The organism is Psychromarinibacter sediminicola, assembly GCF_029168335.1.
Lineage (GTDB): Bacteria > Pseudomonadota > Alphaproteobacteria > Rhodobacterales > Rhodobacteraceae > Psychromarinibacter > Psychromarinibacter sediminicola.
Map to the genome: position 1 here is coordinate 39375 of NZ_JARGYC010000002.1, position 12538 is coordinate 51912.

15 protein-coding genes are annotated in these 12538 nt (G+C 70.1%); 4 read left to right on the plus strand and 11 right to left on the minus strand.

Annotated features, from left to right (window positions below; translation table 11 throughout):
- Positions 1-16 precede the first annotated feature (16 nt).
- The 5 genes from P1J78_RS01120 to P1J78_RS01140 all read right to left on the minus strand — a co-directional run bounded on the left by P1J78_RS01120 (position 17) and on the right by P1J78_RS01140 (position 4103).
- Positions 17-883: an FAD binding domain-containing protein gene (locus tag P1J78_RS01120; RefSeq protein WP_275565467.1), complete on the minus strand. Its 867-nt coding sequence runs from the start codon at positions 881-883 to the stop codon at positions 17-19.
- 66 nt (positions 884-949) lie between these two features.
- The gene (locus P1J78_RS01125) at positions 950-1396 is read right to left on the minus strand and encodes a YaiI/YqxD family protein (protein WP_275565468.1); all 447 of its coding nucleotides are present in this window, start codon (positions 1394-1396) and stop codon (positions 950-952) included.
- Complete coding sequence (locus tag P1J78_RS01130) at positions 1396-2304, minus strand: glycosyltransferase family protein (protein ID WP_275565469.1); 909 nt, start codon at positions 2302-2304, stop codon at positions 1396-1398. Before P1J78_RS01130 ends, P1J78_RS01125 begins: the two co-directional genes overlap by 1 nt.
- Positions 2305-3135 carry an S-formylglutathione hydrolase gene (gene fghA / locus P1J78_RS01135; RefSeq protein WP_275565470.1) on the minus strand — a complete coding sequence of 277 codons (831 nt, stop codon included), beginning with the start codon at positions 3133-3135 and terminating at the stop codon, positions 2305-2307.
- A gap of 29 nt (positions 3136-3164) precedes the next feature.
- Positions 3165-4103 (minus strand): AEC family transporter, encoded by a 939-nt coding sequence (locus P1J78_RS01140; RefSeq protein WP_275565471.1) that lies wholly within the window; start codon positions 4101-4103, stop codon positions 3165-3167.
- A gap of 144 nt (positions 4104-4247) precedes the next feature.
- Between P1J78_RS01140 and P1J78_RS01145 the strand changes: the two genes are divergently transcribed.
- Positions 4248-5129, plus strand: a complete 882-nt coding sequence (locus P1J78_RS01145) for a DMT family transporter (protein ID WP_309568071.1) — start codon at positions 4248-4250, stop codon at positions 5127-5129.
- A 13-nt stretch (positions 5130-5142) separates the two neighbouring features.
- On the opposite strand, the gene mbfA is transcribed toward P1J78_RS01145, so the two are convergent.
- Positions 5143-6120 carry an iron exporter MbfA gene (mbfA, locus tag P1J78_RS01150; protein WP_275565472.1) on the minus strand — a complete coding sequence of 326 codons (978 nt, stop codon included), beginning with the start codon at positions 6118-6120 and terminating at the stop codon, positions 5143-5145.
- Positions 6121-6259: 139 nt separating this feature from the next.
- Here mbfA and P1J78_RS01155 point away from each other — a divergent pair, with 139 nt between their 5' ends.
- Entirely contained in the window at positions 6260-6877 is a 618-nt protein-coding gene (locus tag P1J78_RS01155; RefSeq protein ID WP_275565473.1) for a TetR/AcrR family transcriptional regulator, read from the plus strand.
- A 5-nt stretch (positions 6878-6882) separates the two neighbouring features.
- Here P1J78_RS01155 and P1J78_RS01160 read toward each other — a convergent pair whose 3' ends face one another.
- From P1J78_RS01160 to P1J78_RS01175, 4 genes are read right to left on the minus strand one after another with little or no spacing between them, the layout of a single operon-like run.
- The gene (locus P1J78_RS01160; protein WP_275565474.1) at positions 6883-7587 is read right to left on the minus strand and encodes an NYN domain-containing protein; all 705 of its coding nucleotides are present in this window, start codon (positions 7585-7587) and stop codon (positions 6883-6885) included.
- A 60-nt stretch (positions 7588-7647) separates the two neighbouring features.
- The gene (locus P1J78_RS01165) at positions 7648-8139 is read right to left on the minus strand and encodes a SecDF P1 head subdomain-containing protein (RefSeq protein ID WP_275565475.1); all 492 of its coding nucleotides are present in this window, start codon (positions 8137-8139) and stop codon (positions 7648-7650) included.
- Positions 8129-8620 carry a GNAT family N-acetyltransferase gene (locus tag P1J78_RS01170; protein ID WP_275565476.1) on the minus strand — a complete coding sequence of 164 codons (492 nt, stop codon included), beginning with the start codon at positions 8618-8620 and terminating at the stop codon, positions 8129-8131. The genes P1J78_RS01165 and P1J78_RS01170 overlap by 11 nt, the downstream gene beginning before the upstream one ends.
- Positions 8617-9747: an S-(hydroxymethyl)glutathione dehydrogenase/class III alcohol dehydrogenase gene (locus P1J78_RS01175; RefSeq protein WP_275565477.1), complete on the minus strand. Its 1131-nt coding sequence runs from the start codon at positions 9745-9747 to the stop codon at positions 8617-8619. Before P1J78_RS01175 ends, P1J78_RS01170 begins: the two co-directional genes overlap by 4 nt.
- Positions 9748-9829: 82 nt before the next feature.
- On the opposite strand from P1J78_RS01175, the gene P1J78_RS01180 reads away from it, so the two are divergent.
- Positions 9830-10138 (plus strand): I78 family peptidase inhibitor, encoded by a 309-nt coding sequence (locus P1J78_RS01180; protein ID WP_275565478.1) that lies wholly within the window; start codon positions 9830-9832, stop codon positions 10136-10138.
- 31 nt (positions 10139-10169) lie between these two features.
- On the opposite strand, the gene P1J78_RS01185 is transcribed toward P1J78_RS01180, so the two are convergent.
- Complete coding sequence (locus tag P1J78_RS01185; protein ID WP_275565479.1) at positions 10170-10610, minus strand: cytochrome c; 441 nt, start codon at positions 10608-10610, stop codon at positions 10170-10172.
- 169 nt (positions 10611-10779) lie between these two features.
- Between P1J78_RS01185 and P1J78_RS01190 the strand changes: the two genes are divergently transcribed.
- Positions 10780-12447 carry a Y-family DNA polymerase gene (locus tag P1J78_RS01190; protein WP_275565480.1) on the plus strand — a complete coding sequence of 556 codons (1668 nt, stop codon included), beginning with the start codon at positions 10780-10782 and terminating at the stop codon, positions 12445-12447.
- Positions 12448-12538: the final 91 nt, after the last annotated feature.

Here is a 12538-nt window from a genome sequence, read left to right on the forward strand (position 1 = left end):
TTGCCGAAAGGCCGGTTCACGCCGCCGCCTCCATCCGTCTCGCCGCGCAGCGGGCCAGCAGCCGGCGCATCAGTTCCGTCGCCGCCTCCACCCGATAGGCCGCGTCGCCGCGAATATCGTCGATCGGCGACAGGACCGGCGCGACCATCTCGCCCGTCACCCGCGCCGCCGCCTCTGCCAGAGCCACGCCGCGCAGGGCGTCCTCCAGCGCCGGCAGCCGCGTCGCGACGGGCGAACAGGCCCCGATGGCCAGCGCGGCCTCACGGATCGCGCCGTCCGCCACGTCGATCCGCGCCGCCGCCATGGCGATGGAGATGACAAGATACTTGCGCGCCCCGAGCTTCAGGAAATCGCCGCCGCCGGCGCCCGCCGCGGCCGGCACCAGGATACCCGTCACCATCTCGCCGGCCTGCAACTCCACCCGCCGCGCGCCGATCAGGAAGGAGGACAGCGGCACCACCCGCCGCCCGTGCGCCGACTGAACCTCGACCGAGGCGTCCAGCGTCAGCAGGCAGGGCGCCCCGTCCCCCGCCGGCGAGGCGGTGCAGAGGTTCCCGGCCACCGTCCCCGCATTCTGGATCTGCACCGACCCGACCTCGCGCGCCGCGAGCTTCAGCCCGTCGAAGGTCGCCGGCAGGTCCGCGTTCAGCACGTCGGTCCAGGTGGTCGCCGCGCCGATGCGCCAGCAGGCGTCCTCCCGCGCGATGCCGCGCAGCGCGTCGATGGCGGTGATGTCAAGGATGTCGCCCGGCAGTGCCTTGGCCTGCGTCGCCGGATAAAGGTCGGTGCAGCCCGCCGCGACCGTGACCGGCGCCGCCGCCAGGATCTCCAGCGCCTCGGTCAGTTCGCTCGGCCGGTGATAGGCGGCCACGTCGCCCTCCATGTCGCACCCGGGAAAGACTGCGCCCGGGCGGCCACGGCTGTCAATGGCGCCCGCGTCAGCCGCGCTTCAGCCCCGGGCCGCCCGGCGCAGCGCATCCTCCAGCGCCTGCAGGAATCGCGAGCGGTCCGCCTTCGAGAACGCCCGCCCGCCGCCCTGCCGGAACGGATCGGCGGCGCGCAGGTCGGCCATCAGGTCGCGCGTGGCCAGCGCGTTGCCGATATTGACCGCCGTCAGCGCCTCGCCGTTAGGTTTCAGCACCGCCGCGCCGCCCTCGACGCAGCGCGCCGCCAGCGGGATGTCGGCGGTCACCACGATATCGCCCGCGCTCGCCCGCTCGGCGATCCACATGTCGGCGGCGTCGGGGCCTTCGGGCACATAGACCGTCTCGACCAGCGGATTCTGCGACGGCCGCAGCCCGCCATTCGCCACTAGCGTCACCGGCACGCGGTGCCGCGTCGCGACCCGCTCGATCTCGCCCTTCACCGGGCAGGCATCGGCATCGACATAGATCATCAGTGCGGCCCGTGCCGGACCACGAGCCGCGGCGCCATGAAACTGCCGAACCCGTGATCCGCTGCCTTCAGCGCCAGCCCCTCGGTCTCGATATGCAGCTGGTAAGGCTCTTCCGGGAAATCGACCCCGGCCGCGATCACGTCGCGGCGGATCAGCAGGAAGGTGCCCCCGACGCAGGACAGCGGCGCGATCTCGGGACCGCTGCGATGATCGGGATAGTGCCGGAAAAAGCCGGTCGGCGGCTGGTACAGCCCGCCCTCCAGGAACCGCCGCGCGGAGCGGTCGGAGACCGGCGCGGTGTAGCGGAAGGAATTGCGGTCGAACACCGTGTCGCCCTCGTGCCGCAGGCAGTTGGCCACGAGGACCGGCGCCCGCCATTCCAGCGCGCGGCGCAGGCTGTCGGGCGGCACCTCGGCCATGTCCACGTCAAGAAACAGCACGTACGCCGCCCCCGTCTCCATCGCCGCCGCCAGCAGCCGGTTGCGGCACCGCGCCAGCCCCGCCCGCCGGTCCCGCTGCAGCTCCGCCCGCGTGCGCCCCGCCCGCGACCGCGCACCGCCCAGGTCAAGCGTCAGAAGCCGGGTGGAGGCATAGCCCTCCGCCCCGTCCAGCAACGCCGCGGCCTGCGCACGGGTGTCGTCCGTCGAATCCCCCTCCAGCATCAGCCAGTGCAGCCGGTCTCGCGGATAGTCCAGCCCCCGCACCAGCCCCGCATAGGTCACCAGATCGCCCGCCGCATCCCGGCACGGCGTCGCGAGGGCCACCACCGGCGGCGGGTCCGGCAGCGGCGCGCGCTCCGGCAGGGGAAACGCGGGCAGCGCGTGGGTGAACAGCGTGTAGCGCGGCGACCGCTGGCGCGCATCGGCAAAGCGCGCCCAGGCGGCCACGATGTCGCGCCACAGGCCCATTCAGCCCAGCAGAGCCTCGGCATGAAACGCGACGTGATCGGCCATGAAGGAGGCCACGAAGAAATAGCTGTGGTCGTATCCCGGCTGCATCCGGAACGTCGCCTGCTGGCGCCGCGCGGCGATGGCCTGGGCCAGCGTCTCCGGCTTCAGCAGCTCGATGAACTGGTCCTCCGTCCCGGTATCCACCAGAACCGGCCCATCGAACCCGTGCTCGGCCATCAACAGGCTCGCGTCATGCGCCGCCCATTGCCCGTGATCGTCGCCCAGATAGGCCGTCAGCTGCTTGATGCCCCAGTCGCTTTTCGTCGGATTGCAGATCGGGGAAAACGCGCTGACCGAGCGATACCGCCCCGGCAGCCGCATCGCCATGGTCAGCGCACCGTGCCCGCCCATGGAATGCCCGGTGATCGCCTGCCGGTCGGGGTCCAGCGGAAACTCCCCGAAGAGCAGCTTCGGCAACTCGTCCGTCACGTAGTCCCACATCCGGAAATGCGGATCCCAGGGCGATTGCGTCGCGTTCACGTAGAACCCCGCGCCCTGGCCCAGGTCGAAGGCGTCGTCGTCGGCCACCTCGTCCCCCCGCGGCGAGGTGTCGGGAAAGACCAGCGCGATGCCCGCCTCCGCGGCCCAGGCCTGCGCGCCGGCCTTGGTCATCGCGTTCTCGTGGGTGCAGGTCAGGCCCGACAGGTACCACAGCACCGGCACGTCGCCGTCCTTCGCCTGCGGCGGCAGGTACAGCCCGAAGGTCATGTCGCAGTTCGTCGTCGCGGCGGCATGGGAATAGACCCCCTGCACCCCGCCGAAACAGGCGTTCTCGGCTTTCGTCTCCATGATACCCTCCGCTGGCTGACGCGCTCTGGCTACTGAAAGGCGGTCCGCTCGGCAAGCCACGCCAGCACCAGCGACACGGTCAGGATCGACACGGCCGTCGAAATCAGGATCGTCGTCGACACCCGGTGCGGCGCCACCCCGTAATGCGCCGCGATCATATAGATGTTGCCCGCCGTCGGCAGCGCGGCCGAGGCGATCATCACGGCGGCGGCATAGGGCTCCAGCGGCCAGATCACCAGCGCCGCGATGGCGATGGCGCCGGGATGCAGCACCAGCTTGCCGAAGGACAGCCAGGTCGCCGTCGACAGCCGCTCGGCCGACTTGCCCGCCAGCGACGCGCCGATGGCGAAGAGGGCACCGGGCGTCGCCGCGTCGCCCAGAAGCGCCAGGAACTCGTTGACCGGCCCCGGGATCGGCAGCGCCAGCGCAGAGGTGGTGAAGCCCAGGAAGATCGCCACCAGCATCGGGTTCGACACCAGCCCCACGCCTACCGTCCGGAACACCCGCGGCGTCAGCCCCGCGCGGCTGCCGGTGATCAGGATCACGATCAGCGAGCCGAAGACCAGAAGGTCCACCGCCAGCATCATCATGATGAAGCCCACCGCCGCCTCGCCCATCAACAACGCCAGCATCGGGATACCGAGAAACCCGATATTGCCGATCGTCGCGCATTGCGCCTCCACCGCCGCCTCGCCCACCGGCAGGCGGCGCCACATCGCGACGGCCGTCACCAGGACATAGACCGTGGCCGTAGCGGCGAGATAGACCAGCATGAAGGTCGGATCGAACACGTCCCCGAAGCGCAGGTTCGCCGAGAACCGGAACAGCATGGCCGACAGCGCGAAGTAGAACACGAAGCGTGTCAGCGCCGCCGTCGCCGCCTCGGAAAAGAACCGCGTCGCCGCCGCGACGTAACCGACGCCGATCAACAGGAAGAACGGCAGCGTCTTGAGGAATATCTCGACCATGCGGCCGCCTTAGCACCCTCGCGCGGCGGGCGGAACACACCGAACGACCGACCGCCCCGCCCGGCCCGAACAATTCGCACCCAGGCCCCATGACATTCCGCCGCGACTTGCTAGGTTGGCGCGCGCTGAACAGGAGAACGACAGGTGCAGACAGCCTCGGCCGACATCCGCGCCGGCATCGTCCCGGGCATCGTCATGATGACCGCCGGCGTCGCCTGCCTGAGCGTCAACGACGCGCTCGCCAAGACGCTGACCGCGCATTACGCGCCGCTCCAGATCCTGTTCCTGCGCAACCTGATCGCCTTCCCCGTCGCCCTGCTCATCGCGCTCGGCATGGGCGGGCGCGCGGCGCTGCGCTCTCACCGGCCCGGGGCGCATGTCCTGCGGGCGGTGCTCTGGATCGGCGCGACGCTGATGTTCTTCACCAGCCTGATGCATCTTGGCCTGGCCGAGGCGACGGCGCTGATCTTCGTCGCCCCGCTGTTCATCACCGCGCTGTCCGCGGTTTTCCTGCGCGAGCATGTTGGCTGGCGCCGCTGGGCGGCCGTGATCGCCGGCTTCGTCGGGGTGCTGGTGGTCGTCCGCCCCGGCTCCGCGACGTTCCAGCCCGCCTCGCTCCTGCCGGTCGCCACCGCCCTGACCTACGCGGCGCTGATGCTGGGCGCGCGCTGGGTCGACCCGCGCGAGAGCGTCTGGACGCTGCTGTTGTACCTGACCGGAACCTCCGGCCTTCTCAGCGCCGTCATCGTGCCCTTCGTCTGGGTTCCCGTCCGCCCCGGCGACCTCTGGCTCTTCGCCGCCATCGCCCTGTTCGGCACCGCCGGCATGACGATGATGACACAGGCGTTCCGCCTGGCGCCGGCCGTGGTCGTGGCGCCGTTCGACTACACCGCGCTGCTCTGGGCCACGGTCCTGGGCTGGCTGATCTGGCACGAGATCCCCGACAGGCTGACCTTCGTCGGCGCGGCGATCATCGTGGCCAGCGGCGTGTTCACCGTCTGGCGCGAGCACAGGGTGAAGGCATAGGCCGCCCCGGGCCCTACCCGCTCCCGATCAGCGCCCCCGCGGCGAAGACCAGCGCGCCGCCCAGCACCACCTGGAACGTGGCCCGCAGGAACGGGGTCTGCATGAACCGGTTCTGGATCCAGACGATGGCCCAGAGCTCCACGAACACCACGATCAGCGCGATGACCGTCGCCGTCCAGAAATGCGGGATCAGGTAGGGCAGCGCATGCCCCAGCCCGCCCAGCGTCGTCATCACCCCCGAGGCGACCCCGCGCTTGAACGGCGACCCGCGCCCCGACAGCTCGCCGTCGTCCGACGCCGCCTCGGTGAAGCCCATCGAGATCCCTGCGCCCACCGACGCCGCCAGCCCCACCAGGAAGGTCGTCCAGGTGTCCTGCGTCGCGAACGCCGTCGCGAAGATCGGCGCCAGCGTCGACACCGACCCGTCCATCAGCCCGGCCAGCCCCGGCTGCACCCAGGTCAGCACGAACTGCCGGTGCGAGGCGCGCGATTCCTCGGCCTTCTCCTCTTCGCCGACATGTTCCTCGACCAGATCGTCGGCCTTCGCGCCATGCGCCGCCTCCGCCGCCGCCAGATCGCCCAGAAGCTTGCGGGTGTCGGCATCCTCGGTCCGCGCGGCCGCCTTGCGATAGAACGCCTCCGCCTGCCGCTCCATCGCCTCGGCCTCCTCGCGCATCCGCTCGACGCCCAGGTTCTCCATCAGCCAGACCGGCCGCCGCGCGTAATACCCCGCCACATGCTCGCGCCGGATCAGCGGGATCACCTCGCCGAACCGCTTGCGGTGCAGCTCGATCAGGGCGCGGCGATGCGCGTCCTCCTCCTTGGCCATCTCGTCGAAGACGGTGGCGCTGGCCGGGTAATCGGCGCGCAGCCGTTCGGCATACTGACGATAGATGCGGGCGTCGTCCTCCTCGGACGAAATGGCCAGCGCCAACACCTCCTGCTCGCTGAGCTCGGAAAAGCGGCGGCGACCGAAAGCAGCGGGTATCATGCGAACTCCCAGTTTAGAATGATTCCAGAATATGCGAACCAACGCCCCCTGCAAGGGCCAATCCGCCGCACTGGCGGCTGCGTGCGTGACAACTGAACCGGATGGTTTATATTCAGGAAGTCAGAGTCATGGGGGATGAATGGCGGCCTGCATCGGGGCGATCAAGCGCGGACGCAAGTTCGACCAGGTGGTCGAGGGCGCCAGACAGGTCTTTTTGACGGACGGGTTCGAAGGCGCGTCCGTCGACGACATCGCCCGCGCGGCGCGCGTGTCGAAGGCGACGCTCTACAGCTATTTCCCAGACAAGCGGCGGCTGTTCATGGAGGTCGCGCAGCGCGAATGCCGGCGCCAGGCCGACGCCGCCATCGCCCGCACCCGCATGGCCGGCCCCGCCTCGGAAGTGCTCTGCGACGCGGCCACGGCGATGACCCGGTTCTTTTTGTCCGATTTCGGACGCCAGACCTACCGCATCGCCGTCGCCGAATCCGAACGCTTCCCCGAGGTCGGGCGCGAGTTCTACGAATCCGGCCCCACGCTCGCCCGCAACGCCCTGACGGATTATATCCGCGAGCGGATCGCGGCGGGAGAGCTGAAGATCGACGATGTCGACCTCGCCGCCGACCAGTTCATCGAGCTGTGCAAGGCGTCGCTGCATACCAAGTCGATCCTGGGCATCCGCACCGACTTCTCGGACGCCGAGATCGAGCGGGTGATCCGCGGCGCCGTGGCCACCTTCATGGCGCGCTACGGCGCCTGACCGGCTCAGTCCAGCCGGCGTACGTGCAGCTGGTTGCCGATCTTCTTGGTCTCGAACCGCTTCAGCCCCTGCACCAGATCGGACAGCTTGCGCTTGCCATAGGTGCGGGTGTCGAAGTCGGGGGTGTCGGCGGTCACGTACTGGCCGATCTGGCCCAGCGCGTACCACTCGTCGTCCTGCTCGATCTTGTCCATCGCCCGCAGGATCAGCGGCACCGCCTCGGTCGGCGACTGCTTGCCCGGCGCAGCCTTGCCCTTCGCGGGCTCGGGTTCTTCCACGATGTTCTCGATCATCACGAAGCGGTTGCAGACGTTGCGCAGGCTTTCGGGCGCCTTGCCCTCGCCGATGCCGATCACGTCGAGCCCCTGCTCGCGGATCCGGTTGGCCAGCGCGGTAAAGTCGCTGTCCGACGAGACCAGCACGAAGCCGTCGAAGCGACCCGTATGCAGGATATCCATCGCGTCGATCACCAGGCCGATATCGCTGGCGTTCTTGCCGGTGGTATTGGAGCTTTCCTGATGCGCCACCAGGCCCAGCGTCTTGACCTCCTTGGCCCAGGCGGCGAGCCGGCCCGACGACCAGTCGCCATAGACCCGGCGCAGCGCGGGTTCTCCAAAGGTGGTGATCTCCTTCAGGATCGGCGCGGCGAACTTGGCCGGGATGTTGTCGGCGTCGATCAGGACGGCGTAGAGAGGGCGACTGTCGGGCACGGGGCCTCCATTGCGTTTTGTGGGGTGCCTAGCATGGTCGCGGGCGCGAGGAAACGCCGCTCAGTCCCGGCTTCCACCGCTGCGCTTGCCACCGCCTGGCCGCTCCGCCGGGATCGGCCGGCCCGCGCAGTCGACCTGCCCGGCCACGACATGCAACAGAGCGTTCGCGTCCTCCGGGCCGAGATCGCCTGTGATCTGCACCGCACCGCCCAGGATGGCCTCGCGGATGACCGGCTCGGACAGAACCTCGCCGCAGACGGACAGGGCCAACGAGCGGCCAACATTCGCGTGGGTAGCACCGCCGAGCCACTGCGCGACCCGGCCGTCGAAGCTGATCGCCAGCGCCGGCGTGCCGGCGGGGTCGTAAGTCCACATGAGTTCGCGCAGATCCGCGGGGTGAACGGCGATGGATTCGCCTGCGACCTCCATCGTCAGGGGCCGGAAGTCCTCCGGCGCCGAATCGTTGATGTCCACCGCTTCGCCGGGCTCGAAAACCGTACCCGTCGCGGCCATGATCGCGCCCAGCAGGGCGCCGATGCCATCAGGTTCCATCCACCAGTTCCTTGAACATGACCAAAGCATCTACATAACCATGCGCCGGGCTGAAAAAAGCCCCCGGCAGCCGCCCCACTACCGAGAACCCCGCCCGCTCCCAGGTGGCGATGGCGCGGGCGTTGGTGGCGACGACGAAGTTGTACTGCATCGCCCGGAACCCCATGGCCCGCGCGGTCTCCAGCGAATGGGCCAGCATCGCGCGGGCCACGCCGCGGCCCTGCGCCGCCGGGGCGGTGACATAGCCGCAGTTGCACACATGCGCGCCGCCGCCGTCCTTGTTGGGCCGGATGTAGTAGGTGCCGACGATCCCGTCTTCCTCGGCCACGAAGACCCGGGCCTTCGGATCGCACCAGAAGGCCAGCGCGTCCGCCTCCGAGATGTCGGGATCGACGGTGTAGGTGTCCCCGGCCCGGAACACGGGCCGGAGGATCTCCCAGATCGCGCCGCGATCCGCCTCGGTCGCGGCGCGCAGGATCAATAGACCACGACGGAGCGGATCGACTCGCCCGCATGCATCAGGTCGAACCCTTCGTTGATCGTGTCCAGTGTCAGCTGGTGGGTGATCATCGGGTCGATCTCGATCTTGCCGTCCATGTACCAGTCGACGATCTTCGGCACGTCCGTCCGGCCGCGCGCGCCGCCGAAGGCCGTGCCCTTCCAGACGCGGCCCGTCACCAGCTGGAACGGCCGCGTGCCGATCTCGGCCCCCGCCGGCGCCACGCCGATGATGATCGACTCGCCCCAGCCGCGATGCGCGGATTCCAGCGCCTGCCGCATGACCGTCACGTTGCCGGTGCAGTCGAACGTGTAGTCGGCCCCGCCGATGGTGTCGCCGCGCCGCTTCGTGAGGTTGACGAGATACGGCACGATATCCTCGTCCAGCTCCTTGGGGTTGACGAAATGGGTCATCCCGAAGCGCTCGGCCATCTCCTTCTTCGCCGGGTTGATGTCGACGCCCACGATCATGTCGGCGCCCGCGAGCCGCAGCCCCTGGATCACGTTCAGCCCGATGCCGCCGAGGCCGAAGACGACGGCGGTCGCGCCGATCTCCACCTTGGCGGTGTTGATGACGGCGCCGATGCCGGTGGTCACACCGCAGCCGATATAGCAGATCTTGTCGAACGGCGCGTCCTCGCGCACCTTGGCCAGCGCGATCTCGGGCAGGACGGTGTGGTTCGAGAAGGTCGAGCAGCCCATGTAATGCAGGATCGGGTCGCCATCGAGCGTGGAGAAGCGCGAGGTGCCGTCGGGCATCACGCCCTGCCCCTGCGTGGCCCGGATCGAGGTGCAGAGGTTCGTCTTGCGGCTGAGACAGGAAAAGCACTCGCGGCATTCCGGCGTATAAAGCGGGATCACGTGGTCGCCCGGCTTCAGGCCGGTCACGCCCTCGCCCACCTCCATCACGACGCCCGCGCCCTCGTGGCCGAGGATCGCGGGGAACAGCCCCTCGGGGTCGGCGCCCGACAGGGTGAACTCGTCGGTGTGGCAGATGCCCGTCGCCTTGACCTCGACCAGGACCTCGCCCGCCTTCGGGCCGTCCAGCGTCACGTCCATGATTTCGAGCGGCTTTCCTGCGGCGGTGGCGACGGCGGCGCGGGTCTTCATTTCGGGTCTCCTCGGGCTAGATCTGGCGGAAACCCTGATCCATCGCCGCGCCGTTTGCAACTGCCGGAACCCGGAGGCCGACATGACCCGCCCGATCTTTCTGACCCTCGCCGCCGCGCTCGCCCTGGCCGCCCCGTCCGCCCGAGCGCAGGACGCCGGTCCCGAGACGCCGGAGGCCGTCCCGGAGCTTTCCGGCTCCGAGGACACCTGCGGCGCCGCCGGGTTTCAGGGGCTCGTCGGCCAGCCCCGCGCGGTGGTCGACGCGCTGGAGCTGGCGCAGCCGATGCGCATCGTGCCGCATGACGGGATGGTCACGATGGATTTCCGGCCCGACCGCATCAACTTTGCCCTGACCGAGGACGCGCGGGTCGAGGCGGTCACCTGCGGCTGAGGCGCCTTCGCCGTGGCCGTCGTCGGGGCCGCTATTCCTTGTAGGCCTCGTGACACCCGCCGCAGGCCGAGCCCATGTTGGACATCACCACCGGCAGCGCCTCGGCGCCGTCCAGCCGCGCCGCGGCGCTCTCGGCGGCGGCTTCCAGCGCGGCGGCCTTTTCCACGAAATCGGGCCAGTTGTCCCAGATCTCGGCCTTCGCCTCGGATTCCGGGTCGTCCTCCTCCGGCTCGAAGGCGGGCGCGATCATCCCGGCCTTCTCGGCGATGGTCGCGGCGGCGGATCGCGCGGCGGCGGCGTCGAACATGCGCTCGCCCTTGGCCATGTCGCCGATGGTCTTCATGTTCATGCCGATCGTCGACATCAGGTCCATGCGCGCCTTCACGGCCTCGTTCTCGACGTCGGAATGGGCAAAGGCGGCGCCGGCGGCCAGGATCGCGGCCGCGGCGAGGATGCGGTGGGGTGTCTTCATACTGTCTCTCTCTTTTCGTGTTTCGCTGCGGCGCAGCTTACGGCGGGGTCGTAACAGCGCAACCACGGGCCGCCATAAAATACCCGTGATCTCGGCGGCATGGCGGCGACTCGACTCCGGGGCCCGAGTCGCCCTAAGAACGAGAACAGAATGTGAACATCTGGCTGCCATGAGATACCGCCGAATCCTGTCGCTGTGGTTCCCGCGCCTGGCCGCCGAGCGGCTGCTGCGCGCCGGGGCCGGGCCGCCGGAGGCGCCCTTCGCGGTGGTGGCGGAGCGGCGCAACCGGCAGGTCCTGTCGTCGCTCTCCGCCGCCGCCTCGGCCGAGGGGCTGCGCCAGGGACAGCCCCTGCGCGACGCGCAGGCGATGTGCCCCCACCTGCTGACCCGGCCGGCCGAGCCGCATGCCGACGCCGCCTTCCTGACGGCGCTGCGGCGCTGGGCGGGCAAGTTCTCGCCCTGGGTGGCCGAGGAAAAGCCCGAGGGGCTGATCGTCGACATCACCGGCTGCGCGCACCTGTTCGGCGGCGAGGAGGCGCTGGTCGAGCAGGTCGAGATCGACTGCGGCGACCTGGGCCTCACGATCCAGGTGGGGCTGGCCGACACGGTGGGCGCGGCCTGGGCGCTGGCGCGCTATGCGGGCCAGGCGGCGCTGCGGACCCGCTCGGGCGACGCGATCGACCAGGAGGCCCCGGCGACGCGGGCGCGGGCGGCGAAGCGGCGCAGCTGGGAGCGGGGCGGCCCGGCGCCGGTGCCGCAGGAGCCGGGCACGCGGCCCTGGCGCATCGCCCCGCCGGGCAAGGCGCATTCGATCCTCGGGCCGCTGCCGGTGGCGGCGCTGCGGATCGGCGAAGACGCGGTGACCGGCCTGTCGCGGGTGGGCATCCGGACCATCGGCGACCTGACGGGAATGCCGCGGGCGGCGCTGGCGCGGCGGTTCGGGCAGGACGTGGTGCTGCGGCTCGACCAGGCGATGGGCGGCGTGCCCGAAGCGGTCTCGCCCGCGCGGCCGCCCGCGATCTTCGCGGTCCGGCTGACCCTGCCCGACCCGATCGGGCTCGACGAGGACATCCGGGCGGCCATCGACCGGCTGCTGCCCGAGCTGGAAAAGCGGCTGCAGGACAAGGGCCGCGGCGCGCGGCGGCTGCGGATGCAGCTGTTCCGCGCCGAGGGCTCGACGCAGACGCTGGAGATCGGGCTGGCCCGGCCCTCGGCCAGCCCCGACCGCATCCGCCCGCTGCTGGTGATGAAGCTGGACGAGGTCGATGCGGGCTTCGGGATCGACTGTATCCGGATCGAGGCCCATGTCACCGAGCCGGTCCATGCCCGCCAGCATCGCGGCCACATCGAGGCGGCGCAGGACGCGATGCGGCGGCTGCACTCGGACACCCGGCTGGAGGATCTGATCGGGCGGCTGGGCTCGCGGATCGGGCTGGACCGGATCAGCCGGGCGCACCCGGCCGACAGCCATATCCCGGAAAAGACGGCGCATCGGGTGGCGGCGGCCTGGTCGGAGCCGGCGAAGGACTGGCCCCGCCCGCCGACGCCGCGGCCGCTGGTGATCTGGCGGCCCGAGCCGGTGACGGTCGACGAACCCCCGCCGCCCCTGCCGAAGGCTCCCGCGACGTTCCGCTGGCGGGGGCGCAACCTGGCGACGGCGGCGGCGCGGGGGCCCGAGCGGATCGCGCCGGAATGGTGGCTGGACGAGCCGGAATGGCGCACCGGGGTCCGGGACTACTGGCAGATCACGGCCGATACCGGCGAACGGCTGTGGCTCTACTATGCCCACGGCGGGACCATGTCGGGGGGATGGTTCTGCCAGGGCCGGTTCGCCTGAGCCCTCGCGCGCGCCGCAAGCCGCGCGCCGCACGCATCGTTAACCATTTGTTATGAAACGCAAAATGTTTCGCGCGCGAAACATTCGCCGT

Coding starts and splice junctions, on each gene's coding strand:
- P1J78_RS01120 (WP_275565467.1), bottom strand. CDS start 883: ATGGAGGGCGACGTGGCCGCCTATCACCGGCCGAGCGAACTGACCGAG.
- mbfA (WP_275565472.1), bottom strand. CDS start 6,120: ATGATACCCGCTGCTTTCGGTCGCCGCCGCTTTTCCGAGCTCAGCGAG.
- P1J78_RS01130 (WP_275565469.1), bottom strand. CDS start 2,304: ATGGGCCTGTGGCGCGACATCGTGGCCGCCTGGGCGCGCTTTGCCGAT.
- fghA (WP_275565470.1), bottom strand. CDS start 3,135: ATGGAGACGAAAGCCGAGAACGCCTGTTTCGGCGGGGTGCAGGGGGTC.
- P1J78_RS01185 (WP_275565479.1), bottom strand. CDS start 10,610: ATGAAGACACCCCACCGCATCCTCGCCGCGGCCGCGATCCTGGCCGCC.
- P1J78_RS01175 (WP_275565477.1), bottom strand. CDS start 9,747: ATGAAGACCCGCGCCGCCGTCGCCACCGCCGCAGGAAAGCCGCTCGAA.
- P1J78_RS01140 (WP_275565471.1), bottom strand. CDS start 4,103: ATGGTCGAGATATTCCTCAAGACGCTGCCGTTCTTCCTGTTGATCGGC.
- P1J78_RS01180 (WP_275565478.1), top strand. CDS start 9,830: ATGACCCGCCCGATCTTTCTGACCCTCGCCGCCGCGCTCGCCCTGGCC.
- P1J78_RS01165 (WP_275565475.1), bottom strand. CDS start 8,139: ATGGAACCTGATGGCATCGGCGCCCTGCTGGGCGCGATCATGGCCGCG.
- P1J78_RS01190 (WP_275565480.1), top strand. CDS start 10,780: ATGAGATACCGCCGAATCCTGTCGCTGTGGTTCCCGCGCCTGGCCGCC.
- P1J78_RS01155 (WP_275565473.1), top strand. CDS start 6,260: ATGGCGGCCTGCATCGGGGCGATCAAGCGCGGACGCAAGTTCGACCAG.
- P1J78_RS01125 (WP_275565468.1), bottom strand. CDS start 1,396: ATGATCTATGTCGATGCCGATGCCTGCCCGGTGAAGGGCGAGATCGAG.